Source organism: Ralstonia sp. 25mfcol4.1 (assembly GCF_900104095.1).
GTDB lineage: Bacteria > Pseudomonadota > Gammaproteobacteria > Burkholderiales > Burkholderiaceae > Cupriavidus.
The window spans coordinates 1-25,411 of the sequence record NZ_FNJO01000026.1 but is presented as its reverse complement, the minus strand read 5'-3'; the positions used below and the strand labels follow the sequence as shown (position 1 = coordinate 25,411).

Below are 25,411 nucleotides of genomic sequence, written 5' to 3'. Positions count from 1 at the left end.
CTTAGAACGAGGGCACCATGGCGCCCTTGAACTGCGCCTTCATGAACTGACGTACCTCTTCGGACTGATAGGCGGCCACCAGCTTCTTCACCCACGGCTTGTCCTTGTCCTGCGTACGGACCACGATGATGTTCGCGTACGGGCTGTGGATGTCTTCCAGCGCGATGGCGCTCGTGGTCGGCTGCAGGCCGGCAGCCAGCGCGTAGTTGGTATTGATCACGGCGGCAGCCACGTCAGGCAGCGCGCGGGCCAGCTGGGCGGCGTCCAGTTCCACGATCTTGAGCTTCTTCGGGTTCTCGGCGATGTCCAGCGGCGTGGCGTTCACGCCATTCGTGCCGACGCCCGGCTTCAGCTTGATGACCCCCTGGGCGGCCAGCAGCAGCAGCGCACGGTTTTCGTTCGACGGATCGTTGGGCACGGCCACCTTGGCGCCTTGCGGCAGGTCCTTCGGCGACTTCAGGTTCTTCGAATAGATGCCCAGCGGCGAAATATACGTGTAGCCGACGCTGACCATCTTGTAGCCGCGCTGCTTGATCTGGCTGTCCAGATACGGCTGGTGCTGGAAGCTGTTGGCATCCAGGTCGCCGGCATCGAGTGCGGCATTCGGCTGCACGTAGTCGTTGAATTCCACGACTTTCACGTTCAGTCCGTTCTTCTTCGCCACCTTCTGCACGACTTGCCAGACTTCGGCGTCCGGGCCGCTGACGGTACCCACGCGGACCGTCTGTTCCTGTGCCGCCGCGTTGCCGGCAGCTACCATGCCCAGTGCCACGGTAGCGGCAGCCAGGGTCTTCGTGATCGAGAGCATCTTCATAGGTATTGTTGTCCTGGGAATCGAGGAGCGGCCGCACCGGGTAGGCACGGCCGAGGCGCAAGCTTACCTCAATGCGCTTCCGGTTGATGCTCGACCTTTGTGCCGGCTTCCTTGACCACCGGACGGCTGGCGATGGCCGGAGCGTTCTGCCAGCCGCCGCCGAGCGCCAGGAACAGATTCACCTGATCCATGGCCACCTGGGCGTCCGATGCGGCCAGTGCGGCGTCGGTGTTGGCCAGCGTGCGGTCGGCGTCCAGGCTTTGCAGATAGGGCGACCTGCCGGCCTGCCACAGCAAGCGGTTCTGGCGCGCGGCTTCGTCGGCCTTGTCGCGCGCCGCGCGCAGCGACTGGTTGCGCTCCAGTTCATGCGTATAGGCCGACAACGCCGTCTGCGTCTCGCGCAGGGCCTTCAGCACCACACCGTCGAAATGCGCCAGCGCACCCTCGGCACCGTACTCGGTGTTGTGGATACGCGCCCGCGTGCCGCTGGTCGGGATGGTCCACGACAGCGCCGGACCCCAGCCCCAGTGCGCGGTCGGCGCCTGGCCCAGGTGGTCGAGAATGCCGGTGAAGCCGGCCGATGCCCCAATGCGAATCTGCGGGAACAGGTCGGCCGTGGCCACCCCGATCTTGGCCGTGGCGGACGCCAGTTCGCGCTCGGCCTGCCGCACGTCGGGGCGACGCTTGAGCAGCGCCGTGCCGTCGCCCACGGGCAGCGGCTGTTTCAACGCGGGCACGTGTTCGCAGGCCACGCTCTTCACATCGAGTGCCATCGGCGGCTTGCCCAGCATCACGGCCAGGCGGTATGCCGCGCCCTCCTGCTCGGCACGATACTTCGGCAGCACCGCACGCAGCGTGTCGGCCTGGGCCTGGGCACGGAGCACATCGGTTGGCTGGCCGCGTCCGGCATCGACCAGCTTCTGCGCCAGTTGCGCGCCGCGTTCCTGCAGGTCAAGCTGATGCTGGGCCACGTGCAGTTCATGCGTGGCCGTGCAGCCCTGCACATAGGCCCGCACGGTCTCGGCCACCACACCCACGCGTGCCTGGTCCAGTGCGGCGTGGCTGGCCTGGGCGGCTGCCAGCGCGGCCTCGTCGGCACGCTTGAGCTTGCCCCAGAAATCGATCAGGTACGACACCTGGAAACCGATGTCGCCGAAGTTCATCGCCGGGATCTTCTCTTCGTGCAGCAGCGGCTCGCCGGCAATCTGGCCGCGCTCGGCGCTGGCCTTGAATTTCACTTCGGGCAGGTTCTCGGCTTCCACCTCGTGGTAGACCGCGATCGACCGCTTGAGGTTGGCCGCCGCCACGCGCAGGTCGGTATTGGCCACCAGCGCCTGCTGCACGAGGTCGTCGATATGCGGATCGTCGTACAGGCGCCACCAGTCGTTCGGCACGTCGGCAATGGACACGGCGTCGCTGTCGCTGTGGGCGAACGGGCCGTTGGCCGCCGCAGACTTCACGGCCGCGTCGTCGGGCACCTTGTGGTCGGGGCCGACGGTCATGCAGGCGGCCAGCGCCAGCGGCAACATCGCCGCCAGCGTGGCACGGGCAAAGCGTTTCACTGCAGCACTCCGGTTGTGGACGCGCCCTTGCCGGCCAGCGCGACCTTGTCATGCGAGGCAGTCCTCTCAGCCGCCGCCGGCGTGGCAGGCTTGTCATTCGACTGGCCATCCGCCTTCACGGACACCGTGGCGGTACGGCCCGCCACCAGGCGCACATCCTCGGGCATCTGGTCGAACTGGATGCGCACCGGCACACGCTGGGCCAGTCGCACCCAGTTGAACGTTGGGTTCACGTTCGGCAGCAGGTTCGATCCGTTGGTACGGTCGCGATCCTCGATGCCGGCCGCGATGCTTTGCACATGCCCCTGCAGCACGCGCTTCTCGCCCATGATGCGGATGTCGACCGAGCTGCCGATATGGATGCCCTGCAGTTTGGTTTCCTCGAAATAGCCTTCCACGTGGAACGAGTTCGAGTCCACCATCGACAGCACCGGCTTGCCAGTCACCACGTAGTCGCCCAGACGCGGCAGGCGGTCGTTGACGTAGCCCTCCACCGGACTCAGCACCTTCGTGCGCGCCAGGTTCAGCTTCGCCACGCCGATGGCCGCGTCGGCCTGGGCAAGCTGGGCTTCGCCCTGCTGCACCTTGGCCAGGCCTTCTTCAATGATTTCCTTCGACACCACGTCGGACAGCTTCTGGCTGCGCGACGCCTCGCGGCGCGCCTGGGACAGGTTGGCGCGCACCGCCGCGGCCGTGGCTTCGGCCTGGCGCAGCGCCAGCGCATAGCGTTCGTGGTCGATCTCGAACAGGACGTCGCCGGCCTTCACGTGCTGGTTGTCCTTGACGGCGATGCGCGTGACCAGCCCCGAAACGTCAGGTGCCACCTGCACCACGTCGGCACGAATGTGCCCGTCGCGGGTCCACGGGGCCACCGTGTAGTAGTCCCACAGGTGTTTGACAACGACCGCGCCAGCGGCCGTGACGGCCAGCGTCAACACGACCGGCCCGAGCGAAGAGAGTCTGAGTTTCATGATTGCAGCCACGGCACCATGGCCACCACCCCACCGAGGATGATCGCGTACAGCGCCAGATTGAAGAGGGATCGGTGCCACACGAGCCGGTAGAAGCCCACGCGCGACAACACCGCGCGTGCGGCACTCGTGATGAGAAAGGCCGCGAGCATCCACACCAGCAGGCTGGGGATGAACACGCCATAGATACTGATTTCACCGGGCATCATGCTTTTCCGGAAACGGTTGCCGGCAGCGCCGGCGGAAACAGGGCCACCTGCATGTCGACCAGCGCGGCAAGCGCCACGCGCGAGCGCACCTTGTCCCGCGCGTTGGCCAGGCGCGTGCGCAGCGCGGCGGGCGGCACATCGGCCGTGCCATCGAGCCGCGCCTTGTAGTAGGTGGAAATGCTGCGCAGCACGCGGCGCACGGCATGCTGTTCGTCGGCCGGCATATCGGCCATCTCGCGCTGCAGGGCCAGCGCAGTCAGCTCCACGCGCACTTCGCTGAAGCCATCGGTCGAGACTTCGCTGTCGCTGGCGGCCAGCCGCGGCACCAGTTGCGCCAGGCGGTCGAGCATGCGGGCGCGCAGCACGGTATGCGAGTCGGGGTTCTTGCCCAGCGCGTTGTCGGCGATATCGCTCCAGCCGGCCCGCACCAGACGGCGCGTGGCGGCCCGGGTGCCGAACGGCCGCACCACCAGCGTCCACACCAGCGCGAACGCGATGCCCGCGATGCCGGCCACATTGCTGTTGAAGAACGACTGGAAATTGGCGCTGTACGCGCCCTGGATGCCGATGTCGTTGGCCGTGACCACCGCCAGCGGCATGCCGATCATCGCCAGGCGCGGCTGCGCCACGAGCAGGCCGATGATCAGGTACGGCACGGCGAACATCAGCACCAGCATCTCGAAATCATGCGCGACGGGCAGCACCGCAAACAGCATCACCAGCGAGATCAGCAGGCAGACCACGTTCCAGTTGAAGAACGACCGGATCATCGGCGCAGGTTCGTCCAGCGCGGCGAAGAAGCAGCAGGAAATCGCACCCAGTGCCACCGCGCCAGCCCCATCGGCCCAGCCGGTGTGGATCCACACCATGCCCATCGCGTAGATCGCCATGGCCACGGTCACTACCGAAAACAGCAGCATGCCGTGGTCGTAGTGACGCGCGCGGCCCACCTCCCAGCGCAGGAATTCGGGCACCCATTGCCCTTCGATGTGCTTGTCGCCCAGGCGCCGGCACAGCGTCACGCAGTCGTGCCAGAGCGCCAGCATCTGCTGCAGCCGGTCTTCCGCCGCCGTCACCAGGGCGGCGTCCCAGCCGGCCTGCACGGGCGATGCCGAAAGCACCGGCCGCGCGTCGGCGGCAGCGCCTGCCTCGATCCAGTCCTTCACGGCCCGCATCTGCGCGGCCAGCGGCGGGGGCAGGCCGCCCGCGGCCTGCAGCGATTCGACGATGGTCGCGAACGACGCCATCACCGGCAGCAGCATGGTCATGCGGCCGCGCAGTTCGCGCGCGGCACGCACCCGGGCGGCGCTCTCGGCGTCGTAGCTCAGTTGGCTGATCAGTTGGTCCAGCGCCAGGATGTCGGCGGCCAGGCGATGGCGGCTGTGATGACGCGACACCGATGCGCCCGGCGCCGGCGACAGCATGTCGGACGCCCATAGCGTGGCGTCGGCCATCCACTGGCGGGATTTGTCGCGCAGCACGTTGGCCACGCTGGCCGGCAGGATGACGGCGCCCACCACGGCCGCACACAGGATACCCAGGCAGATTTCCTCGGAACGGGCCACGGCCAGGTCGAAGATCCCGACCGGATTATCGACCGACGGCAGTGCCACCAGCGGCAGCGTGTAGGCGGCCAGCATGAAGACGTAGCTGCGCGGCGTGCGGTGCATCAGCGCCACATAGAGCAGGCATGCCACCCAGATGGCAACGGCGCCCATCAGCAAGGGGGGCGAATTCACGAGCGGCGGCACCATGGCGACGCCGGCAGCGGCGCCAAGCAGCGTGCCAAGCACGCGGTACAGCGCCTTGGAGCGCGTGGCGCCCGTGAGCGGGTGCGCCACGATATAGACGGAGCCCATCGCCCAGTACGGACGGGGCAGTCCCAGGTACATCGCAATGTAAAGCGCCAGCATCGCGGCGATGAACGCCTTGAAGGAGAACACCCAGTCCCGGGCGGACGGCCAACTCATCATGGCGCTCAGGACTCCTGCTTGCCCGATGCCGAAGCGGCCGCAGCGGCGCGCGACAGTGCGTCAAGCACCCGCAGCGCGGCGGCCATGTCGGCTTCGCTCACGTCTGCGAACACTTTGGCGCGCAGCTGCTTGAGTTCCGCCTCGATACGCTCGGCCATGCGCTCGCCGGCATCGGTCAGCGACAGCACATTGGCGCGGCGGTCGCTGGGGTCCACCTCGCGGCGTACCAGATCGGCCGCGCAAAGCTGATCCACCAGCCGCACCAGCGTGGCACCTTCCACGCCCACGTAGTCGGCCAGCGTGACCTGGCGTACGCCGCCGCCAAGGCGACGGATAAACAGCAAAGGCGCGGCGGCCGCGGCCGAAATGCCGTGGGCGGTAACAGCGGCCTGGCTGATCTGTCGCCATTGACGGCCGGACAGCATCAGCTGGCCGGTGAAGGCGAATCGGAGGGCATCGATTTGTGGCATGGGCCGAATGATAGACGTGAATTAATTAGGATGCAAATGATTTCTTTACGAACTAGTTCACATTGAGTGTTTTAGTCGGCACATTGAAGGCCCTCCAGGTCCCGCCCTGTCGCGCCGTTCCCAGAAACGTCGTTGATTCAGCTAACCGCGCGCAATCGGCCCCCACTTTCAGCAAACGACGATTTCCGGCCTTTCGTCCATGGCCCACAGTCTGGTCGCCGAACCGGTTCCGGCGACCTGAAAACAACTTTTCAAGGACCATGGACATGAAAAGCACATCCCTGCGGCGCGCAGCCATTCCGTCTGCCGCCTTCGCCTTGCTGCTGACCACCGCAGGCGGCGCCGACGCCGCCCGGCCAACGACTCCGGATGCCTGTCGCACGATTTCGGAATGGACCGGCTTCGAGCGCTATCCGCCCGAAAGCTGCGTGGCATACGAAAAACGCGTCTGGTCGAACGACCGCTTTGCGCACCCCGGCCAACGCCCCGGCGTGGATCATGCGATCTACTTCGGCGCTCCCCGCAGTCCCACCGCACAGCTCTGGTTCGATATCGGCGACTACGTGCCGCCGTCCGCCACGCCGGACCTGCTCGTGACAATTCAGGCCGCCGACCCGGGCAAGCCCGTGGTCTACGTCGTGCCGAACAAGGAAAAGACCAGCGTGCATTTCGTGACGCCGCTGCACGGCAATACGCGCCACAGCAACCGGCCGGCCCTCGAAGGCGAGTTTTCCTTCATCGATGTCATGGCGGAAGACGTTTCGATGCCGGGCCGGCTGGCGCCCGTCCGGCTGCGCGCCCAGCGCAATATGACCGGGACGGGCTACGACGGCACCCGCGCGCAGATCAACGGCAACGGCGGCCCTGCTGGCCCCGGCGCGCTGGTGGTCTGGTACGAACCCGCCGACAACCCGCGTCTGACGCCCGGCACGCGCTACCGCACGCCGACGATGCACCGCGTGAACATCCAGGCCGTGGGGAACGATCTGCCGAATCGCCCGGTGCTGAAGACCTTCACCCTGGGCATCGATATCGTCCATCGCGCGCCGAAGGCAACCACGGTGAAGTTCGACGGCAAGCAGGCACGTTTTGTCCTGCCTCTGCGGACCGACCAGGGCCGCAGCGCCTGGTATGCCACGACGCACCAGCAGACCACGGGCCGCGAGCACGGCACGGGCCATTGCCCCGAGAACGCCACCGATATCTTCCGCGTGACCGCGGTTGACGAGAACAACGTGCCGTTCCCGGTGATGCTGCGCGCCTACAAGGCAGCCAGCGCAGACGGCACCGGCACAGGCACGACGGTCGCCTGCCGCCTGCCCAGCACCACTGGTACCGAATCGCTGGTGTTCGAGCTTCGCCCCGAGGACAACCCGACACTCTTCTCGACGTCGGTGGGCAACAGGATCCGCAACGCGTTCCCGTACCGGATTGCCGTGCGGAACGCAGCGGGACAGGACGCCGACCAGTCCTACCAGACCCTCGACATCAAGCTCGACATGACTGTCGAAAAGGTGGAGGCCGTACCGCCCACTGTCGACCCGAAGGATCCAAAGGAACCGGTGGAACCGAAAAACCCGGTGGAACCGAAGGACCCGGTGGACCCAAAGGCTCCGGTGGACCCGAAGGACCCTACCGACCCGACAGGCCCCACCGACCCTGCCGACCCTGACCCGACCGATCCCGCAGACCCCGCCGATCCAGGCGATCCAGGCGATCCAGGCGATCCGGGCGATCCGGGCGATCCGGGCGATCCGGCCGATCCGGGCGATCCCGCGGACGGACCGGAGGTCACGCCGCGCTCGGCAGTACCGGCGCCCAAGGCCGGCCAGCTTGGCGGCACCTACACGCAAGCCAGCATCTACCGGCGCAACTACCTGATCCGCGATGTGGCGCGGTCTGGCGCGGCGCGCAAGCTGACGTACCTGAACTACGGCAGCGCCAACCTGCATCGCGGCGACGATGGACTCTACCGCTGCCAGAGCGGCGACACACGCGGCCCGAGCGATCCGTTTGCCGACTATGGCAAGCGATTCAGCGCCACGGAATCGGTGGACGGCAAGGCCGACCCGGCAGGCAAGCACGTGCTGCGCGGCAACTTCAACCAGATCCTCAAGCTGAAGCAAACCTATCCGGTCAAGACCTTGATCTCGATTGGCGGCCCAGGTCTGAGCGACCGCTTCAACCAGGCTGCCCGGACCGAGGCAGGCCGCAACGCGCTGGCCGAGAGCTGCGTGGACGTCTATATCAAGGGCAACCTCGCGGCCAGCCGGTCGAGCGCGGGCGGCAAGGGGCTGGCGAAGGGTGTCTTCGATGGCATCAACCTGGAATGGCTGGCCCCACGCGCGGCGCAAGTGCGTGACGGCCAGGCCGATGCCGTGGACTGGGGCAACTATCTGGCGCTGGTCAGGGCTTTCCGCGACGCGCTCGAACGCGAGGACAGCCGGCACCTGCTGACATCCACCATGAACCTCGCCGAAAGCGCGCCGGACGCCAAGACGGCAGTCGCCATCGCCGCCGAGCTGAACTGGGTCAACATCCAGGCCTATGACTTCACGGGCGGATGGGATGCCAGCACCGGCCACGCCTCCGCGCTGCAGGTCGGTCGCGACTCGCCATGGACCCGCGTCCAGGGTATGAAGCAGCGCAGCCTGATGGGCACCATCTGGGACGCGTACGAGTTCGGCATCCCGCAGGAAAAGCAGGTCTTTGGCGTGCCATTCCATGGCCACGGCTGGACGTCGGTCAAGCCGGGACGCAGCAACGGCCTGTGGATGGCCGGTGCGCCGGTCCGCCATGGTCCAGCCCGGCGTGACTATCGCGACATCAAGCGCATGCCGAACGGCAAGCTGTTTTCGGATGCCGCGTCCCGGGGCGCCTGGCGCTATGACGGCTGGACCTTCTGGTCCTACGACACGCCCGCCATCGTCAAGGCCAAGGTCGACGCCGTGCGCAAGACCCGGGCTGCCGGCATGTACGCCAGCGACCTCGGCGCGGACGACAAGGCCGAGCTGATCAACACCATGGAACGCATCAAGCGCTGAACCTGCGCATTGCCCGAGGCGAACCGCCACAAGCGGTTCGCCTCACCCGCCGCCGCGGCCGTCACAACACATTGCCTCGGCGGCGCCCCCGATTCTTCCGAGTTGTCCATGTCCTCGCTTTCGCACATCGCATCCCGCCGCCGCCCACCGGGTGGCTTCACGCTCCTGGAACTGCTGGTGGTCCTTCTGATCATCGCCATGCTGGCGGGCTTCGTCGGCCCCAGGCTGTTCCGCGAACTCGACAAAGCCAAGGTCAAGACCGCGTCCGGACAACTGAAGGCGCTGGGCGACGCGCTGGATCGTTACCGGCTCGACACCGGACATTTCCCTTCGACAGAAGCCGGCCTGACCGCGCTCGTCGAACCGCCGGCGGACGCCGGCAACCGTTGGCACGGGCCCTACCTGACCCGCGACATCCCCGCCGATCCCTGGGGACAGCCCTACCAGTACCGGCAGCCCGGCAGCGACGGCAAGGACTACGACCTGTTTTCCCATGGCGCCGATGGCAAGCCCGGTGGCACCGGCTACGCCAGCGACATTGCCTGGTAAGGGTGTCCGATGCAGTTCCGCCTCACCGTGGCCCGCGACGGCCATATCCACGACATCCGGATATTCGCTCCCACCGCGGCCGATGCCCGGCGGCAAGCGCAGATGGATGGCGGCCACGTGCTGGCATGCCGCCGCATCCTGACGCTGCGACGGCAAGCGCCCTTCGGCATCGCCCTGTTCACGCAGGAACTGATCGCCCTGCTGCGCGCCGGGCTGTCGCTGGTCGAGTCCGTCGAGGCCTTGCGTGACAAGACCGGCGGCGCGTCGGAGACCGCCGCCCGCACCGTGCTCGACCGGATCGTCGACGGCCTCTATCAAGGCTTGCCGCTCTCCGGCGTGCTGGCGGGCCTGCCCGGCCACTTCCCGTCGCTCTACGTGGCCACGGTCGCTTCGGCCGAGCGGACCGGGCATCTTGCCGACGCACTGGCGCGCTATCACCACTACCAGGCCCGCCTCGGCGTGGTCCGCCGGAAAGTCGCCAGTGCGATGATCTACCCCGCCGTGGTCATTGCGATCGGTGCGGGCATCATGGCGTTCCTGCTGTTCTTCGTGATTCCGCGCTTCAGCCAGGTCTACGCATCGATGCGCGAGCTGCCCACCGCCGCGCGCTGGCTCCTGGGGTGGGGCCAGACCGTCGATGCGCACGGCGGCACGATGGCGCTGGGGATGGTGGTTTCGGCCCTGCTGCTGGTTGTCGCCGCCCGGCAAGTACAACTGGCTCGCCGGATGGCCGCACTGAGCTGGCACGTTCCCCGCCTCCACGCGTTCCAGCACCTGCTGGCGCTGACCCGGCTATACCGGACCACTGGCCTGCTGTTGGCCGGCGGCATGGCCGCCATCCCGGCGCTGCGGCTGGCCGCGCCGCTTCTGCCGGGGCACTTGCACGGCGCCATGTCGCGGGCCATTGCAGAGATCGAAGCCGGCAAGCCGATGGCCGACACCCTGGCCCGGCACCAGTTGACCACACCCGTGGCCGAACGGCTGCTGCGCGTGGGTGAACGCAGCGGCGAACTGCCCGAGATGTGCGAACGCGCCGCTCAATTCTGCGACGAGGCCATCGACCGCGCCATCGACACCGCCACCAAACTGGTGGAACCGCTGCTGATGCTTGTGGTTGGCGCCCTGGTCGGCGGCATCGTCTTCCTGCTCTACATGCCCATCTTCGAGCTTGCCGGGAGCATGCAATGACGCCGCATACGCCAGCATCCCCTCCCGCGCCGACCCTGCAGGCTCTGCAGGCCATGCGCGATGCCGCCCCCGGACGGGACCTGCAGGACGTGGTTGCGCAAGCCAGCGGCCTGCCGCCGGACGCCTGCGCCGCGCACGTCGCCAACCTGCTCGGCTTGCCGCTGGTCGATGCCGTGGCGCTGGCCGCCGCCGTGCCACGCTTCGACCTGTTTCCCTACGCCGATGCCGTCGCCGGCGGCTGCGTGCTGGCGCAGCTCGAACCTGCGTCGCCCGCCCTGACATTGATCCTGACCGACCCCACGCGCCTGGCCGTGCGTCAGCATGTCGCCCGGCGACTGGCGCTGGGCGGCCTGTCCTGCGCCGAATGCCTGGGCGCCACACATCGCGTGCGTGCGATGCTCGACAACCATGGCGAGCGCCAGCGCGCGCTCGATCATGTTGCCACGGCCCCCGGGGCGCCTGTGGACGCGTTACCCGACGCCGGCATCTCGCTGGCCAGCCTGGCACAGGACACCAGCCCGGTTATCCGGTTGGTCAACTCCACGCTTTACGATGCGTTGCGCATGGCCGCGTCGGACATTCATCTCGAAACGCGGCAAGACGCGCTGGCGGTCAGATACCGCATCGACGGCGTGCTGCTCGATGCAGCCACCGCGGCCGGCATCGATATCGCCGAACAGGCCATATCGCGCCTCAAGGTCATGGCGGAGCTGGACATCGCCGAGCGCCGCATTCCGCAGGATGGCCGCTTCAAGGCAACCGTCGATGGCCGCGAAATCGATTTCCGGGTGTCGATCATGCCGTCGATCCATGGCGAGGATGCCGTGCTGCGTGTGCTCGACAAGCGGGGCGGCAATGCGGCAGGCGGCCGCCTGAGCCTGGACCGGCTCGGCCATGACGCGCAGGCAGTGGCGGCCATCCGTGCGCTGGCCGCCATGCCGCACGGGCTCCTGCTGGTGACGGGCCCCACGGGTTCGGGCAAGTCCACCACGCTCTACGCCACGCTGTCCGAACTCGACACGGGTGCGGAAAAGATCATCACGATCGAAGACCCCGTCGAGTATGAACTGCCGGGCGTGCTGCAGATTCCGGTCAACGATCGCAAGGGCCTGACCTTCGCGCGCGGGCTGCGTTCGATCCTGCGGCACGACCCCGACAAGATCCTCGTGGGCGAGATCCGCGATGGCGAAACCGCCAGCATTGCCGTCCAGGCCGCGCTGACCGGCCACCTGGTACTGACCAGCGTCCACGCCAATGGCGCGTTCTCGGTGGTTGACCGGTTTCTGCACATGGGCATCTCAGCCCACAGCCTGGTGGAATCGCTGATCGGCATCGTGGCCCAGCAACTGGTCCGGACGATCTGCCCCGATTGCGGCGAATCCTTCCGGCCGGGCGCCGAACTGCTGGCGCGCTCGGGTCTGGTTGCTTCATCGGTTGCCAATTGGCGTTTTCGCGCCGGCCGGGGCTGTGACGCCTGCCACGGCACCGGATATCGCGGACGCCGCGCGGTGGCCGAAGTCTTGCGCATCGACGATGCACTGCGCGACGCCATCCTCGGACAAGCGCCCTCGGGCGAACAACGTGCCCTGGCGCGGGCGGGCGGCTTTGCCTCGCTGCGACAGTCCACGCTGGCCCTGGTGGCCCAGGGCGTCACCACCCTACAGGAGGCAAACCGTGTCACGTTTGTCGAATAAACATGGCCTCTGGATTCTGCGTGACGCCGTCTTCCTGCGCGCCGAAGGTGGCACGGCCGTGCATAAGGCACCGGCCCCTTACCGCGAAACGGCGGGCATCGAAGACGCACTGCAGGCCACCGATGCCCTGCTCGCACCGCTATCAGGCCACAGCGTCACGGTACGCCTGGGCTTTCCGTGGACGCGGCATGTCGTCGTACCCTGGCATCCGCGGTTGATCGGCGAAGCCGAATGGTTGACGTGGGCTCGCGCAGCCTGCGACGAACCCGGCGCGGAGCCCGGCGCAGGGCTTGGCGATGGCCTCGACAACCAGCATATCGCGCTGACGCCAGCCCGCCATGGCGCCCCACGCCTGGCCATCATTGGCAATACACCACTGCTGACCGCCCTGATCGCACAGTGCAAATCGCATCGCGTGCGCCTGACCGCCGCGACGTCAACGTTCGCCTATGCGCTGCACCGTTATCGATGCGAGCTGGCGGTCAGTGGCTGCGCGCTGGCGGTGCATGAACGCGGCATGCTGACATGCGCGTTGCGAGACGGACCTTCCATCACGGCGATTACCACGGTGGCCGCACAGTCAGACCTATCGCCACAAATCCATGCCGTGCTGCGCTGCCTCGCGCTGTCGGCGTCGGCGCCGGCGCCCGAAACGGTCGCCCTGATCGGCGGCGCGGCAGAGCCGGACGACCGTATCCGCTGGTTGGGCGACCATTTGTGCCCTGCCGGCGAAGGAGGTTCGGCATGATGGCGCGACCGCCGAACCTTCTGGCCGCGACGCCGCGCGGCTGGTTGCACCGGGTATCGCTCGGCGCCGGACTGCTCGGCCTCGGCATCGGCGTTGCCGCCTGGGCCATGCACGAACACCGCGCCCTCGCGACGCTGCGCGCCGAAGTGGTCGCCATGGAAGCCGAAAGCGCCACGCTGCGCCGCAAGCTGGCAGCCCGGCCCCCTGCCACGGCGGCCCAGCAGACTGACATCGTCGCCAGACAGGCGGAAAAGCTCGTGCCGACCCTGGCTTGGCTGGAGCAGAACTGGGCCGATGACGTGGCCATCGCGCGCCTTGACGTGGACGGCGCGGCGCGCACGCAGCGGATCGAACTGGAAGCCGAGCATGCCGATGCGCTGCTGATGCTGGTCGACCGCCTGTCGGCCACGCCCGCCGTCGGCACCGTATCGCTGACCCGCCAGCGGCAAGGCGACCACGCCGTCGAGGCCGAGCTTCGGCTGCGTTGGCAGGCTTGGCAGGAGCCCGCCCGATGAACCGCGTCGTCTGGATGCTCCGCCGCTGGCGGCACTCATGCGGATGGCTGGGCGCGGCCGGCCTCGCACTCGCCATGGGGTGTGTCGTGGCCGTCGCCACGCATATCCGGCCAGAGCGCACGGCGCAAACCGCCGCATTGCAGCAGGAGACCCAGCACGTTGCCAGGCTGGCGCACGAGTTGGCGACCAGGGTGAAGCCGGCTCGCCAGCACACCCTGCCCGACGCCTCCACGTACACCGAATTCCTGCGCGCCCACGCGGCCCTGGCCACGGCCCGCTCGATTGCCCTGACGGAGATCGACTACACGTCCCGCGCCGAAGCCGGCCAGCGGCTGCTGCGCCATACGATGCGCTACACCGTCGAAGGCCGCTACCCCGAACTGCGCGACTACCTCGCGACATTGGAGGAGATCGCGGGGGTACGGGTCGAATCGATATCGTTCATGCGCCAATCCGACGCCAGCCGGACGGTCAACGCGCTGGTGCAGCTCAGCTATCTCGTGGAGACCGGACCATGAAGCTTTCCCGATCACTGCAGTACCTGCTGGTGGCCACGGTCTGCGCATCGCTGTACGCGGCCTGGATCGGCCAGTCCGACGAAGCCGCCAATGCGACGGATGCCGCGAGACGCCAGCCGGCGCCGGCACGCGCCCCGCAGACGCCGTCCGGCCACGTAGTCGAAACGCCAGAACCGCGCCGATCGGTGGATCTCTTCGCACCACCAGGCTGGCGACTTGGCGCGATGACGCCTTCGCTGGAGCCATACGCGGAAGCCGATCCCGCGCGGGCGGCGGAATCGGCGGGCGCCACGGCCCGCGCCTCCCTTGAGGCCAGCGCGATCTGGCGCGACACCCGGGGGGTGATGGTCGTGCTCACACTCGGCGAGGCCACCCGCATCGCCTGCGAGCAGTGCGCGACGCCGGGCCGGCTACGTCCCGGCGAACGATGGAAGGGATACCGGCTCGACGCCATCGACGCGTCGGGTGCCACCGTGACCGATTTGTCGACAGGCAATCGCATGCATCTGGGCGTACCCGCCTGACGCCCCCGACCCCAGGAGAGTCCTACCTTGAATGTCCCCATGCAGTTGAGCGCCATGACAGTCAGCGCGCTCTTGCTCGCCGGCTGCGCGGCCTTGCCCGGCCCAGCGCCAGGCGCGGCACCGCACCCCGGCGCGGCGCTCGAAAAGGCCGCCGCTGACGCCGTCGCGGCGCCAGACGATGTCACCAGCCAGCTTCGCTATCGCGTGGAGCGCGAACGGCGTATCTGGACGCTCGTGCAGCAAGGCGCGGCGCAGCTCGATCTCGGGAACGTGGATGCGGCGGCGGCGTCGTTTGCCGAAGCCCTGTCGATCGATCCCGCCAACGCGCGTGCGCTGGAGGGCGCCCAGCGCGCCGCCAGCGCGCAGCCGATGGCTGCAGCGGTCGAAGCGGCACGGGCACAGGCAAAGGCAGACGTCAACCCGGCCGGCGCCATCGACACGCTGAACGACGCGCTGGCCACCGATGCCCGGCACGCCGAGGCGCGCGCCTTGCGCGACGAATTGGTGGTGACGCAGGAACGCCAGCGGGGCCGCCCGGCGCGCACACTGGCCGCGTCGCTGCGCCAGCCCATTTCCGTACAGTTTCGCGACCAGCCGCTGTCCACGGTGCTGACCACCATCTCCACGCTGTCGAAGCTCAGCTTCGTGCTGGACAAGGATGTGCCGCAGGACCTGCGTGCCACGGTGTCCGCCAACGACACCTCGGTGGAGGCCATCGTCGACCTGGTGCTGGCCACCAACCACCTCGAAAAGAAGATTCTTAATGACACCACGCTGCTGATCTACCCCAAGGTGGCCGACAAGCAGCAGCAATACCGCGATCTGACCACGCGCACGTTCTACCTGAGCAACGCCGATCCCAAGCAGGTGATGAGCATGATCAAGCAGATCGTGAAGACGAAAGACGTCTACGTGGACGAACGGCTAGGCATGCTGGTGGTCCGGGACACCCCCGAAGCCGTGGAAGTGGCCGAGCGTCTGGTGATCGCTCATGACCTGCCGCAATCCGAGGTGATGTTCGATGTGCAGATTCTGGAAGTGAACAATTCCGACGCCCTGAACCTTGGCATTCGCTATCCATCGAGCATCTCCGCATCGGTCGCCGGGGCCGCCGGCAAGGCCGGCACGCTGACATGGAACGAACTGCGGCATCTGAACGGCGACAAGGTGGGCGTCAATCTTGGCGATCCGGTGGTCACCGCCAACCTGGCGCGCGAGACAGGCCAGGGCCAACTGCTGGCCAATCCACGCATTCGCGTCAAGAATCGGGAAAAAGCCAAGATCATGATTGGCGACCGGCTGCCCGTGGTGACGACCGTCAACGGCAATGGTGTGGTCACCGAATCGGTCAGCTATCAGGACGTGGGCCTGCAGCTCGATGTCACGCCGACGCTGTCGCAGGACGGCGAGATCAGTGTCAAGGTGGCGCTGGAAGTGTCGAATGTCGTCAGCACGATCAAGACCCAGACCGGGCTGATGGCCTACCAGATCGGCACGCGCAAGGCCGAGACGAACATGACTGCCCGCGACGGCGAAACCCAGGTGCTGGCCGGACTGATCAACCGCAATGAGCAGGCGCGCGGCCACGCCATACCGGGACTTGGCGATATTCCGATTCTCGACCGGGTCTTCGGCACCCGCGAGACAAAGACAACCACCACCGAGCTGGTGCTGCTGATCACGCCGCGCATCGTGCGCAATCTTCCCGTGCCGGCCGCGCACGTCACCGAATTCAACAGCGGGCCCCAGGGCGCAATCACCACCGCCCCGCTGGTGCTGCAGCCGGCGCCCGCTGCCGCGCCGCGCGTACCCGCCAAGCCAGCGCCGACCTTCGAGTTCAGCCAATGAGACGCGCTGCAACACGCCCCGGCGCATCGGCCAACGCACGGTCCGCAGGTTTCACGCTGATCGAGGTGCTGGTGACGCTGACCTTGCTGGCCACGCTGGCCATGATCGCGTGGCCACTGGCCCGCATCGCCGCGCAGCAGAATCGCGAGGCCGAATTGCGCCGGGCGTTGTGGCAGATCCGTGAAGCGATCGACGCTCACAAGGCGGCCATGGACGGCGGCCGCCTGACCCGCATGGTCGGCGCCAGCGGCTATCCCCCCACGCTGGCCGCGCTGGTCGAGGGCGTGACCGACGTTCGCAACCCGGCCGGCGCCAAGCTCTATTTTCTGCGCCGCATCCCGCGCGATCCGATGTGTGGCTGTCCTGGCACGCCCGACGCGGATACCTGGGGCCTGCGCGCCTACGCAAGCCCACCCGATGCGCCCGAAGCCGGTGACGACGTCTTCGACGTCTATTCGACATCGGTGGATGTCGGCACCAACGGCGTGCCTTACAAGGACTGGTAGATGGGACGTCGTATTTTCGCCAACGAACGCCGGGCCGGCTTTACGCTGATCGAACTGCTGGTAGTGCTGGCCATCATGGCCGCGTTGATGACGCTGGTCGTGCCCCGCTATGCCACACAGACCGACCGCGCCGAAGAGGTGGTGCTGCGGCACAACCTGCTGGCGATGCGCGAGGCGATCGACCGATTCCACGCCGATCATGGCGATTACCCGCCCTCGCTGGAGGCGCTGGTGGCGAAGTCGTATCTGCGCCAGATTCCGGTAGACCCCATCCTGCGCAGTACCACGGCCTGGCGATTGGTCTCGCCGCCGACGTCGGACAGCACACCCTACAGCCGCCAGGCGCCCGAAGGCGTTTTCGATGTCCGCAGTACCGCGCCCGGCCAGACCCGCGATGGCACGCCGTTCCAGGATCTCTAGCATCGGCCGCCCGGCCGGCTTTGCATTGGTGTTATGCCTGGCAGCCGTGGCAGTGACCGGCATCTACCTGATGAAAGTGGGGGATGTCTGGCAGACCCGCGCCCAGCGCGAGCGGGAGTTCGAACTGCACCACGTTGGGCGCGAGATCCGGGTGGCCATCCAGCGATATGTCGAGAACGGCGACGGCAGCTACCCGCGCACGCTCGACGATTTGGTGGACGATCAGCGCGGCAGCGAGCCACGCCGATGGCTGCGTCGCGCCTGGCGCGACCCCATGACCGGCGACGACTGGCAATATCTGCCGGCGCCCGGCGACGGCTTCCTGGGCGTGCACAGCACGTCGGCGCTTCGGCCGCTCAGGCAGGACAACTTCGCGGCCGAGGAAACTGCCTTTGCCCAGGCCAGCAGCTACGCGGACTGGCGTTTCGCCTGGTGGCCCGGACAGTCGGGCACCGAGTGAATCAGCCCCGCCGTTATCCCGCGGCGGCCGGCGTAGCCACCGGGCCAGCCGTTGCCCGCAGGTTTTCCAGCATGTCGTCGACCATCTCCTGCAGGCCATATTGCGGCTGCCAGCCCCAATCCTGCCGCGCGGCGCTGTCATCGATCGAATCGGGCCAGCCTTGCGCGATGGCCTGCCGGTAGTCGGCCTCGTAGCGGATCTCGAAGCCCGGTTCGCGCTTGCGGATCGCCTCGGCGATCTCGGCCGGCGTGAAGCTCATGCCGGCCAGGTTGTAGCTGCCGCGCTCGCTCACCGCATCGCGCGGGGCTTCCATCAATTCCAGTGTGGCGCGGATGGCGTCGGGCATGTACATCATCGGCAGCCGCTCGTCGGCATCGAGAAAGCACGTATAGGGCTCGCCGCGCACCGCGTAGTGGAAGATGTCGACCGCATAGTCCGTGGTACCGCCGCCGGGCGGGGTCTTGTGCGAGATCAGGCCCGGATAGCGCACGCTGCGCACGTCCACGCCGTGATTCTCGAAGTACCAGCGGCACCAGCCCTCGCCGGCCTGCTTGGAGATCCCGTAGACCGTGGTGGGCTCCATCACGGTCTTCTGCGGGGTATTCACACGCGGCGTGGTGGGCCCGAACGCGGCAATCGAACTGGGCCAGAACACGCGCTGGATGCCATGATGACGCGCGGCCTCCAGCACGTTCAGCAGGCCCGTCATGTTCAGGTTCCAGGCCCATTGCGGCGCCTTTTCGCCAGTGGCGGACAGCGCCGCCGCCAGCAGGTAGATCTGCGTGATGCCGTGCCGCTCGATAACCGTGGTCAGTTCGCCCCGGTCGGTGACATTGAGCATTTCATGGGCGATGTGCACGTGGCGCCCGGTGGGCACCACATCCGACGTCACCACCTGCTCGCGGCCGTAACGCTCGGCCAGCGCCAGCGCCAGTTCCGAACCCAGTTGCCCGTTGGCGCCGATGATCAGGATCTTCGGCACCGCATTGTCCGCTGCATCGGTCATGGAATCAGTCCCAGCTCGCGCCCGGCCTGGGCGAATGCGTCCAGCGCGGGACGCAAGGTGCTTTCATCATGGATGGCGCTCATCTGCACACGGATGCGCGCCTGCCCCTTCGGCACCACGGGGTAGAAGAAGCCCACCACGTAGACGCCCAGTTCCAGCAGGCGGTCGGCCAGCTTCTGGGCTTTTTCGGCGTCGTACACCATGATCGGGACGATCGGATGGTCGCCGGGCTTGATGTCGTAGCCCAGCTTCACAATGCCCTCGCGGAAGAACTTCGTGTTCTGCTCCAGCTTGTCGCGCAGTTCGGTGCTGGCTTCGAGCAGGTCCAGCACGGCGATGCTGCCGCCCACGATGGCTGGCGCGACGGTATTCGAGAACAGGTACGGCCGGGAACGCTGGCGCAGCAGCTCGATCACTTCCTTGCGGCCCGAGGTGAAGCCGCCCGATGCCCCGCCCAGCGCCTTGCCCAGCGTGCCGGTGATGATGTCGATCCTGCCGAACACGCCGCGCGCCTCGTGCGTGCCCCGGCCGCGCTGGCCCATGAAGCCGGTGGCATGGCATTCGTCGATGCCCAGCAGCGCGCCGTGCTCGTCGCAGATCTTGCGCATCTCCTCCAGGCGCGCCACCGTGCCGTCCATCGAAAACACACCGTCGCTGAACACCAGCTTGAAGCGTGCGCCCTCGGCATCGGCCTGCTTCAGTTGCGCGCGCAGGTCGTCCAGGTCGTTGTGCTTGTAGCGGTAGCGGCGCGCCTTCGACAGGCGGATGCCGTCGATGATCGACGCATGGTTCAGTTCGTCGCTGATCACGGCGTCTTCGGGGCCCAGCAGCGTTTCGAACAGACCGCCGTTGGCATCGAAGGCCGAACCGTACAGGATGGTGTCTTCGGTGCCGAGAAAGCTGGCCAGGCGGCCTTCCAGTTCCTTGTGCAGGTCCTGCGTGCCGCAGATGAAGCGCACCGACGACAGCCCGTAGCCATGCGTGCGCAACGCGGCGTGGGCGGCCTCCATCACCTTCGGGTGCGACGACAACCCAAGATAGTTGTTGGCGCACAGGTTGATGACCTCGCGCCCGTCCGCCGTGCGGATGGTGGCGCCCTGCGGCGTGGCGATGATGCGCTCGCGCTTGTACAGCCCCGCGGCGCGGATGGCATCGACTTCGGCACGGATCGACGCATAAAAAGCCTCGGCACTCGACATGGCCAGACTCCCGGTGGTAGTGTCTCGGATCGTTCGATCGATAAATCGAACGTGTTCTATATATCGAACGTGACGTGTACTATAACGAACAGATGTCGATGACGCAACCCTCACCCGCCAAGCCGCCCGCGGCCGTCGACGGCCCGCCGGCGGTAGGCAGCGCCCTGCAGGCGCTGCGGCAAAGCCAGCAACTGTCGCTGGACGACCTGTCGCGCCGCGCCGGTGTCTCCAAGTCTATGCTGTCGCAGATCGAACGGAACCTGGCCAATCCCACCGTGGCGGTGCTGTGGCGGCTGGCCAATGCGCTCGGCGTGAGCCTGACCGATTTTCTTGCGCAGGGGTCGGAATCCGCCCCGGCGCCCGCCGTGACGGTGGTTCAGGCGCACGCTGTGCCGGCGCTGAAGAGCCCCGACGGGCGCTGCGAACTGCGCATCCTGGGTCCGATCGACCTGGCCGGGCGCTTTGAATGGTATGAACTGACGATCCAGCCGGGCGGCGTGCTGGCGTCCGAGCCGCACGAGGCGGGCACGCAAGAGCACTTGTCGGTGCTGGGCGGCGCCATGACCGTGCGGTCAGCCGGCGATGAAAAGAAACTGAAGCATGGCGAAACCGCGCGCTACGGCGCGGATGTGACCCATGCGATTGCCAATCCGGGCAAGAGCGTGGCGACGGCGCTGCTGGTCGTCGTGCATCCGGGCTAAGCCGCCGGGCCGGCTGGAGGCCGACCGCCCTCGCCCTGCGCCTTCCTGCCCGCGCGCCGGCTCGCGTTCAATCCGCCAGATCCTCTTCCTTCATCCGCTCGCTGGCCAGCAGGTTGCGCTTGGTCTCGAGGATGTGTTCCTCCAGCAGTTTCGCCACTTCTTCCGCATCGCGCGCCTTGCACGCTTCCAGGATGCGGTAGTGATCGGCCTGCGGCCCTTCCTTGCCGGTGGCCAGCGACATCTGCTCGTGCGTGTAGCGGTCCGTATTGAGGCAGAACTCCTCGATCAGCCGGCGCAGCTTGCGGTTGTTGGCCGGCGCGCACAGCGCCAGGTGAAAGCGCCTGTTGTATTCGGCCCACTCCACCAGCGATTCCGACTGCGAGTACGCATCGAGGATTTCCTGCATCTGCTGGAAATCCTGCTGGACCATGTTCGGCACGCCCAGCCGCGCCGCATGGCATTCCAGCGCCACGCGGATATCAAGCAGTTCGCAGATCTGCGTCACGTCCATGCCTGACACCACCGCGCCACGGTTGCGCTGGTAGGTCACCAACCCCTCCGTTTCAAGCTGGCGCAGCGCCTCGCGTACCGGAATCCGGCTCGCGTTGAAACGCTCGGCCAGTGCGTCCTGGCGCAGTTGCGCGCCGGCCGGCAGCGTGCCTTTGAGGATGTCGAAGCGAAGCTGGTCGCGAATGATCTGGGGTAAACCCTTGGTAGGGGCGCTTGCGCGGCCCGTTGGTGTGGACATGGGAAGTGCTGGAGATCGGTGTGCGATTCGAGTGAGGTCCCTATTGTGCCTGAATATTTGCGCTGTTATATTGGATCCAATTTCTTAAACACATATCCAATAGCATTACAGACGTATATGTCAGCAAACAATCTTTATCCGAAAGCCATCAACGAAACCGTCCTGTCATACGCGCCAGGCAGCCCTGAGCGGCAGGCCTTGGTGGCCGAACTGGGCGCCCAGCAGACCCGCATCCAGGAGATTCCCGCCGTGGTTGGCGGCGAGCGCGTGACCAGCGGCAACACCACTGACGTATGCGCGCCCCACGCCCATGCACAGCGCCTGGGCCGCATCCACAACGCCGACCAGGCCACGATCGACACCGCCATCGGCGCCGCGATCTCGGCGCAGCGCGACTGGAGCCACGCCACGCTGGCCGACCGTTCGGCCGTCTTCCTCAAGGCGGCCGACCTGCTGGCCGGCCCGTGGCGCGCCAGGCTGAACGCGGCGACCATGCTCGGCCAGGGCAAGACTGCCTACCAGGCCGAAATCGACGCGGCCTGCGAGCTGATCGACTTCCTGCGCTTCAACGTTCAGTTCGCCCACGAACTGGCCGCCGGTCAGCCGATTTCGTCGCCGGGCCTGCGCAACCACCTTGAATACCGCCCGCTGGAAGGCTTTGTTTACGCGGTCACGCCGTTCAATTTCACGGCCATCGGCGGCAACCTGGCCATCGCTCCGGCGCTGATGGGCAATACCGTGCTGTGGAAGCCGGCGGCCACGGCGTCGCTGTCGAACTACCTGTTCATGGAACTGCTGGAGGCCGCCGGCCTGCCCAAGGGGGTCATCAATTTCGTGCCCGGCGACCCGGTAGCGGTCAGCAACGCCGTGCTGGCGCGGCCGGAACTGGCCGGCATCCATTTCACGGGATCGACCGCCGTGTTCGACACGCTGTGGGGCGAGGTCGGCCGCAACGTGTCGCGCTATCGCGGCTATCCGCGCCTGGTGGGCGAAACGGGCGGCAAGGATTTCGTGCTGGCGCACCCGTCCGCGGACGTGGAAACGCTGGCCGTGGCGCTGCTGCGCGGCGCGTTTGAATACCAGGGCCAGAAATGCAGCGCCGCGTCGCGCGCGTACATCCCGGCTTCGCTCTGGCCCAAGGTACGGGAGCGCCTGGTGGCCATGGTCGAGACGATCCGCATGGGCGACGTGACCGACTTCGCCAACTTCATGGGCGCCGTGATCGACCGGCGCGCCTTCGACCGCATCGCCGGCCACCTGCAACGGGCGGCGCAGGACAGCGGCGTGAAGCGGGTGGCCGGCGGCCGCGCCGACGACAGCGTGGGCTACTTCATCGATCCCACCGTGCTCGAGGTGGACGATCCGCACCACACGCTGATGCAAACCGAACTGTTTGGCCCGGTGCTGAGCATCTACGTCTATGCCGACCGCCAGTGGCCCGAAGTGCTGGCGCTGGTGGACGGCACCAGCCCGTACGCACTGACTGGGGCGATCTTCGCCAACGACCGTGCCGCCATTGCGCAGGCATCCGACGCCTTGCGCTTTGCCGCCGGCAACTTCTACATCAACGACAAGCCCACGGGCGCCGTGGTGGGCCAGCAGCCGTTTGGCGGCGCGCGCCGCAGCGGCACCAATGACAAGGCGGGGTCCCCGCTGAACCTGCTGCGCTGGGTGTCGCCGCGCACGGTCAAGGAGACGTTCGTGCCGCCGGCCGACTACCGCTACCCGCACATGGCGGCCTGATACCGCCGCCCCGACTGATTTCGAGCCACACCACCACGGAGATAAGAAGATGAAGCGAGCCACCCTGCTGTCCGCCGCCCTGGCGTGCAGCCTGTCCGCCTTTGCCGGCGCCGCCAGCGCCGCCATTTCGGGCGATGTCGTCAAGATCGGCGTGATGACCGACCTGTCGGGCGTCTATCTGGACTACGCCGGCAAGGGATCCGTCGAAGCCGCCAGGATGGCCATCGAGGACTTTGGCAACGGCCTGCCCGGCAAGAAGATCGAACTGGTCACTGCCGACCACCAGAACAAGGCCGACATCGGTAGCGCCCGCGCGCGCGAGTGGATCGACCGTGACGGCGTGGACGCCATCGTCGACCTGCCCAATTCGTCGGTCGCGCTGGCCGTGTCGCGCATCGCCTCGGAAAAGAAGCGCATCTCGCTGATCACCGGCGGCGCCAACCTGCGCCACACCAACGAGGAATGCTCGCCGTACATCGTGCACTACGTGTACGACACCTACGCGCTGGCCAACGTGGCCGGCAAGGCGATGGTCAAGCAGGGCCTCAAGAGCTGGTACTTCCTGACCGCCGACTACGCGTTCGGCGCGTCGCTGGAGACCGCCACGGCCGATGTGGTAAAGGCTTCGGGCGGGAGCGTGGTGGGCCAGATCAAGCATCCGCTGAACGCGTCCGACTTCTCGTCCTTCGTGCTGCAGGCCCAGTCGTCCAAGGCTCAGGTCGTGGCGCTGGCCAACGGCGGCGGCGACACTATCAACGCTATCAAGGCGGCCAACGACTTCGCCCTGCCGAAGAACCAGACCCTGGTGGGCCTGTTGATGACGATCAGCGACGTGCACAGCCTGGGCCTGAAGCTGACGCAGGGCATGAAGATGACCGACGCGTGGTACTGGGACCTGAACCCGCAGACGCGCGAGTTCGGCACCCGCTTCTTCGCCCGGATGAAGCGCATGCCGAACATGGTCCACGCCGGCACCTACTCGGCCGTGATGCAGTACCTGAAGGCCGTGCAGGCCACCGGCAGCGACGATTCGGACACCGTGATGGCCGCGCTGAAGAAGGCGAAGATCAACGACGCCTTTGCCAGGAATGGCTACATCCGCGCCGACGGCCGCATGATGCACGACATGTATCTGATGGAAGTGAAGACGCCCGCCGACTCGAAGTCGCCGTGGGACTACCTGAAGCTCGTGGCCACCGTGCCGGCCGAGGAAGCCTTCCAGCCGCTGTCGCAATCGCGCTGCCCGCTGGTGAAGAAGTAACCGGCCGACGCGCTGCTCCTCTCTCCGGCACCTGCGGGAGAGAGGAAAAAACCGACGCCTTTCAAGCGTCCTCTTTTCCCCTTTCCAATGACTACCAACGTACTGGAAGTCCGCAACCTGACCAAGTCCTTCAAGGGCTTCACGGCGGTCAGCGGTGTGGACCTGCGCGTGCGTCGCGGCTCGATCCATGCCTTGATCGGACCGAACGGCGCGGGCAAGACCACTTGCTTCAACCTGCTCACCAAATTCCTGGAGCCCACCACGGGCACCATCCTTTTCAACGGTATCGACATCACGCGCGAGAAGCCCGCACAGATTGCGCGGCGCGGCGTGATCCGGTCGTTCCAGATTTCCGCCGTGTTCCCGCACCTGACCGTGCGCGAGAACGTGCGCATCGGCCTGCAGCGCCAGCTGGGCACCGCGTTCCAGTTCTGGCGCAGCGAGCGGTCGCTCGACGTGCTCGACGCGCGCGCCATGGACCTGCTGGATCAGGTGGGCCTGACCGAGTTCGCCGAGACCACCACCGTCAACCTGCCGTACGGCCGCAAGCGCGCGCTGGAGATCGCCACCACGCTGGCGATGGAGCCCGAGCTGATGCTGCTGGACGAGCCCACGCAGGGCATGGGCCACGAGGACGTGGACCGCGTGACGCAGCTGATCAAGAAGGTGTCGGCTGGCCGCACCATCCTGATGGTCGAGCACAACATGAACGTGGTGTCGTCGATCGCCGACAAGATCAC

General features: G+C 66.9%; 25 protein-coding genes. 16 read left to right on the top strand and 9 right to left on the bottom strand.

From position 1 onward, the window contains the following. Window position 1 precedes the first annotated feature (1 nt). From BLQ58_RS27570 to BLQ58_RS27545, 6 genes are all read right to left on the bottom strand, one after another. Entirely contained in the window at window positions 2-760 is a 759-nt protein-coding gene (locus BLQ58_RS27570; protein WP_254776221.1) for a MetQ/NlpA family ABC transporter substrate-binding protein, read from the bottom strand. 122 nt (window positions 761-882) lie between these two features. Then, entirely contained in the window at window positions 883-2,376 is a 1,494-nt protein-coding gene (locus tag BLQ58_RS27565) for an efflux transporter outer membrane subunit (protein ID WP_092603593.1), read from the bottom strand. Further along, window positions 2,373-3,347 (bottom strand): efflux RND transporter periplasmic adaptor subunit, encoded by a 975-nt coding sequence (locus tag BLQ58_RS27560; RefSeq protein ID WP_175460030.1) that lies wholly within the window; start codon window positions 3,345-3,347, stop codon window positions 2,373-2,375. Before BLQ58_RS27560 ends, BLQ58_RS27565 begins: the two co-directional genes overlap by 4 nt. Further along, window positions 3,344-3,553 carry a DUF1656 domain-containing protein gene (locus BLQ58_RS27555; RefSeq protein WP_066740578.1) on the bottom strand — a complete coding sequence of 70 codons (210 nt, stop codon included), beginning with the start codon at window positions 3,551-3,553 and terminating at the stop codon, window positions 3,344-3,346. Before BLQ58_RS27555 ends, BLQ58_RS27560 begins: the two co-directional genes overlap by 4 nt. Beyond that, the gene (locus BLQ58_RS27550) at window positions 3,553-5,529 is read right to left on the bottom strand and encodes an FUSC family protein (RefSeq protein WP_092603589.1); all 1,977 of its coding nucleotides are present in this window, start codon (window positions 5,527-5,529) and stop codon (window positions 3,553-3,555) included. The genes BLQ58_RS27555 and BLQ58_RS27550 overlap by 1 nt, the downstream gene beginning before the upstream one ends. A 5-nt stretch (window positions 5,530-5,534) precedes the next feature. Beyond that, the gene (locus BLQ58_RS27545; RefSeq protein ID WP_092603587.1) at window positions 5,535-5,999 is read right to left on the bottom strand and encodes a MarR family winged helix-turn-helix transcriptional regulator; all 465 of its coding nucleotides are present in this window, start codon (window positions 5,997-5,999) and stop codon (window positions 5,535-5,537) included. Between the two features lie 266 nt (window positions 6,000-6,265). Here BLQ58_RS27545 and BLQ58_RS27540 point away from each other — a divergent pair, with 266 nt between their 5' ends. The 12 genes from BLQ58_RS27540 to BLQ58_RS27485 all read left to right on the top strand — a co-directional run bounded on the left by BLQ58_RS27540 (window position 6,266) and on the right by BLQ58_RS27485 (window position 18,013). Continuing rightward, entirely contained in the window at window positions 6,266-9,043 is a 2,778-nt protein-coding gene (locus BLQ58_RS27540; RefSeq protein ID WP_139186188.1) for a glycoside hydrolase family 18 protein, read from the top strand. A gap of 108 nt (window positions 9,044-9,151) precedes the next feature. Next, window positions 9,152-9,592: a type II secretion system major pseudopilin GspG gene (gene gspG, locus BLQ58_RS27535; RefSeq protein WP_092603583.1), complete on the top strand. Its 441-nt coding sequence runs from the start codon at window positions 9,152-9,154 to the stop codon at window positions 9,590-9,592. Between the two features lie 9 nt (window positions 9,593-9,601). Continuing rightward, on the top strand, window positions 9,602-10,780 hold the full coding sequence (locus BLQ58_RS27530) for a type II secretion system F family protein (protein WP_092603581.1): 1,179 nt from the start codon (window positions 9,602-9,604) through the stop codon (window positions 10,778-10,780). Next, window positions 10,777-12,474, top strand: a complete 1,698-nt coding sequence (locus BLQ58_RS27525; RefSeq protein WP_254776218.1) for a GspE/PulE family protein — start codon at window positions 10,777-10,779, stop codon at window positions 12,472-12,474. The genes BLQ58_RS27530 and BLQ58_RS27525 overlap by 4 nt, the downstream gene beginning before the upstream one ends. Continuing rightward, window positions 12,455-13,222: a hypothetical protein gene (locus BLQ58_RS27520; RefSeq protein ID WP_139186187.1), complete on the top strand. Its 768-nt coding sequence runs from the start codon at window positions 12,455-12,457 to the stop codon at window positions 13,220-13,222. The genes BLQ58_RS27525 and BLQ58_RS27520 overlap by 20 nt, the downstream gene beginning before the upstream one ends. Continuing rightward, on the top strand, window positions 13,219-13,737 hold the full coding sequence (locus BLQ58_RS27515) for a hypothetical protein (protein ID WP_092603577.1): 519 nt from the start codon (window positions 13,219-13,221) through the stop codon (window positions 13,735-13,737). The genes BLQ58_RS27520 and BLQ58_RS27515 overlap by 4 nt, the downstream gene beginning before the upstream one ends. Beyond that, window positions 13,734-14,255 (top strand): hypothetical protein, encoded by a 522-nt coding sequence (locus BLQ58_RS27510; RefSeq protein WP_092603575.1) that lies wholly within the window; start codon window positions 13,734-13,736, stop codon window positions 14,253-14,255. Before BLQ58_RS27515 ends, BLQ58_RS27510 begins: the two co-directional genes overlap by 4 nt. After that, on the top strand, window positions 14,252-14,779 hold the full coding sequence (locus BLQ58_RS27505) for a hypothetical protein (protein WP_092603573.1): 528 nt from the start codon (window positions 14,252-14,254) through the stop codon (window positions 14,777-14,779). Before BLQ58_RS27510 ends, BLQ58_RS27505 begins: the two co-directional genes overlap by 4 nt. Before the next feature lie 27 nt (window positions 14,780-14,806). Then, entirely contained in the window at window positions 14,807-16,627 is a 1,821-nt protein-coding gene (locus BLQ58_RS27500; protein ID WP_139186186.1) for a secretin N-terminal domain-containing protein, read from the top strand. Continuing rightward, window positions 16,624-17,133, top strand: a complete 510-nt coding sequence (locus tag BLQ58_RS27495; protein ID WP_092603569.1) for a type II secretion system protein — start codon at window positions 16,624-16,626, stop codon at window positions 17,131-17,133. Before BLQ58_RS27500 ends, BLQ58_RS27495 begins: the two co-directional genes overlap by 4 nt. Continuing rightward, the gene (locus tag BLQ58_RS27490; RefSeq protein WP_092603567.1) at window positions 17,134-17,553 is read left to right on the top strand and encodes a type II secretion system protein; all 420 of its coding nucleotides are present in this window, start codon (window positions 17,134-17,136) and stop codon (window positions 17,551-17,553) included. It abuts the gene before it with no gap. Window positions 17,554-17,605: 52 nt separating this feature from the next. Beyond that, complete coding sequence (locus BLQ58_RS27485; protein WP_254776216.1) at window positions 17,606-18,013, top strand: type II secretion system protein; 408 nt, start codon at window positions 17,606-17,608, stop codon at window positions 18,011-18,013. A gap of 13 nt (window positions 18,014-18,026) precedes the next feature. On the opposite strand, the gene BLQ58_RS27480 is transcribed toward BLQ58_RS27485, so the two are convergent. Continuing rightward, window positions 18,027-19,019: an L-threonine 3-dehydrogenase gene (locus tag BLQ58_RS27480; RefSeq protein WP_092603563.1), complete on the bottom strand. Its 993-nt coding sequence runs from the start codon at window positions 19,017-19,019 to the stop codon at window positions 18,027-18,029. Next, window positions 19,016-20,218: a glycine C-acetyltransferase gene (gene kbl / locus BLQ58_RS27475; protein ID WP_092603561.1), complete on the bottom strand. Its 1,203-nt coding sequence runs from the start codon at window positions 20,216-20,218 to the stop codon at window positions 19,016-19,018. Before kbl ends, BLQ58_RS27480 begins: the two co-directional genes overlap by 4 nt. Before the next feature lie 98 nt (window positions 20,219-20,316). Between kbl and BLQ58_RS27470 the strand changes: the two genes are divergently transcribed. Continuing rightward, window positions 20,317-20,919, top strand: a complete 603-nt coding sequence (locus tag BLQ58_RS27470) for a helix-turn-helix domain-containing protein (RefSeq protein WP_092603628.1) — start codon at window positions 20,317-20,319, stop codon at window positions 20,917-20,919. 67 nt (window positions 20,920-20,986) lie between these two features. Here the strand turns inward: BLQ58_RS27470 and BLQ58_RS27465 are convergent, their stop codons facing one another. Further along, window positions 20,987-21,667: a GntR family transcriptional regulator gene (locus BLQ58_RS27465; protein ID WP_061958440.1), complete on the bottom strand. Its 681-nt coding sequence runs from the start codon at window positions 21,665-21,667 to the stop codon at window positions 20,987-20,989. 117 nt (window positions 21,668-21,784) lie between these two features. Here BLQ58_RS27465 and pruA point away from each other — a divergent pair, with 117 nt between their 5' ends. The 3 genes from pruA to BLQ58_RS27450 form a co-directional block, all read left to right on the top strand. Continuing rightward, a complete protein-coding gene (gene pruA / locus BLQ58_RS27460) occupies window positions 21,785-23,410 on the top strand; it encodes an L-glutamate gamma-semialdehyde dehydrogenase (protein WP_092603559.1) in 1,626 nt (541 codons plus the stop codon). 49 nt (window positions 23,411-23,459) lie between these two features. Next, window positions 23,460-24,671 (top strand): ABC transporter substrate-binding protein, encoded by a 1,212-nt coding sequence (locus BLQ58_RS27455; protein ID WP_092603557.1) that lies wholly within the window; start codon window positions 23,460-23,462, stop codon window positions 24,669-24,671. Between the two features lie 87 nt (window positions 24,672-24,758). Further along, window positions 24,759-25,411, top strand: a 653-nt coding sequence (locus tag BLQ58_RS27450; RefSeq protein WP_092603555.1) for an ABC transporter ATP-binding protein, incomplete at its 3' end; no start/stop codon positions are given.